2 protein-coding genes are annotated in these 2,040 nt (G+C 61.8%); both read left to right on the top strand.

Annotated elements, in window-relative coordinates:
- The coding region (locus NW835_RS01985; RefSeq protein WP_414414388.1) for a DUF445 family protein at positions 1–665 on the top strand (665 nt) is incomplete at its 5' end.
- A gap of 62 nt (positions 666–727) precedes the next feature.
- On the top strand, positions 728–2,040 hold a 1,313-nt coding region (locus tag NW835_RS01990), incomplete at its 3' end, for a bifunctional metallophosphatase/5'-nucleotidase (protein WP_414414389.1).

The following is a 2,040-nucleotide window of genomic DNA, read 5'->3' on the forward strand; positions in this document are numbered from 1 at the left end:
ACTTTCTCACCGATCGCAACATCGAAGCTTTGGATGAAGAATTTCGCGAGCGGGCCACCGGCTCCTACTGGGTGGTGGCCAACTTGTTTGGCCTCAAAAACGCCCTACTGCGCCTGCGCACCTATTGCCTGGAGGAGCCGGAAGGGGCAGAAGCCATCTTGGAAGATCTGCTCAAAGACATCAATGCCCCCCGCCGCCTTACCGAGATCCTGCAGAACCTCTCCCTGCAAAACCTGCCAGTTTCCGCCGTACGTCAGTTGCGTCGTGCCCTCCGCGAGGGCATCCAAGATTACCTGCGCAGCCAAGGGCCAGAGGTTATCAAGGGGCTGGGGGAGAGCATCGATTGGGAAAAAGTGGCCAGCCTGGTGTTGGGTCGCCTGCGCAACTCCAAGGCGTTGATCACCTCCATCGATCAGATCAGCGCCGACCTGGCTTTGCTGCTGGAGCGCTACTTGGAACGGGATCTGGAATCCCTGATGATGCAGGTGATCCCAGTGTTGAACTTGGATCAGGTGATCGCCGATAAAGTGAACGCCACCTCCCCCGCCGACCTGGAGCAGGCCATTCAACAAATTGTGCGCCAAGAACTGCAGGCCATCGTCAACTTGGGGGGGCTGCTGGGTTTTTTGGTGGGCTGTGTGCAGGTGCTGTTTTTGCTGAGGTGACAGCCCCCTCCCCAGAAAATGGGAGCTTGGATTGCGGCTTTCGCTTCGGTTATGATATTGGAATGCGGTTAACAATTCTCCACACTTCCGATCTCCACGCCAACCTGCATCCTTGGAACTACTTTACCGGGAGCCCTGCAGAACATGGCTTGGCCAAGCTGGCCACCCTGATCAAGCGTGTGCGGGCTGGCAGCGAAGATCCGGTGTTGCTCATCGACAGCGGCGACACCATTCAGGGATCCCCCTTGGGCACCTACTATGCCCAGGTGGAGCGGGTCTCCCCCCATCCTATGGCTCACGCCCTCAACGCCCTCGGCTACGACGCCTTCACGCCGGGCAACCACGACTTTAACTTTGGGCTCCAGGTGCTGCAGGATTTTGCGAGCGCTCTCCGCTGTCCCACCCTGTGTGCCAATATCCTCCGCCAAAACGGGGATCCCCTGTTTCGGCCCTACCTAATCCGAGAAGTGGCCGGGATCCGCGTCGGCCTGTTGGGGCTGACCACCCCCCGCATCGACACCTGGGAGCGGCCCGACTACATCGCGGGGCTGCGCTTTGCCCCCCTGCTGGAAACTGCCCGACACTATCTGGCCCTGCTGCGGACCCAGGTGGATGTGTTGGTGCTGATCTTGCACAGTGGTCCCAGCCAACTGCCTCCTTTGCGCACCCCAGAGCACTGGCACAACCCGGATCGCCGCGGCTGGGTCAGCAACAAAAGCTTGGTGGGGGAAAACGAGCTGCTGGGCCTGGCGGAGCTAGAGGGCATCGACGTCATCCTCTCCGGCCATACCCACCAGACCATCGCCGGCCTGGGGGGAGCCAAAGCCCTGGTGGTGCAGCCCGGCTACTGGGGCAGCCACCTTTCCCACGTGTCTTTGGAGCTGGAGCGCCACGGCGGCCGCTGGCAAGTTGTCGGGAAAACTGCCCAGTTGCTTGCCGCAGAAGGGATCCCTGCTGATCCGCACCTGCTGCGTCTCGCCGAGCCTTATCATCAGGCCACCCTGCGCTACATCCGCCAGCCCATCGGCCACGCCCGTTGTGCCTACCGCGGTGGGCTGGCAGCCCGGTTGGGGGCCAATCCCCTAGCAGAGCTCCTGCATCAGGCCCAATTGCAGGCGGTACGGGAGGCCGGCCTCTCGGCGGAGCTCTCCCTGGTCAACATCTGCAGCAGTGCCGGCCTGGCAGCGGGCCCCATCTTTTTGCAAGACGCCTACAGCCTCACCGTTTACGACAACACCCTCTGCATCTTGGAGATCACCGGCGACATCTTGCGACGCGCTCTTGAGCAGACGGCTGGGTATTTTCGCCAATTGGATCCCGAGCATCTCCCGGCGGATCCCGCCGCTGTCGTCGCCCCCGAAGCCCGCGGCTACAC

The organism is Synechococcus sp. OH2, assembly GCF_047462155.1.
Taxonomy (GTDB): domain Bacteria; phylum Cyanobacteriota; class Cyanobacteriia; order Thermostichales; family Thermostichaceae; genus Thermostichus.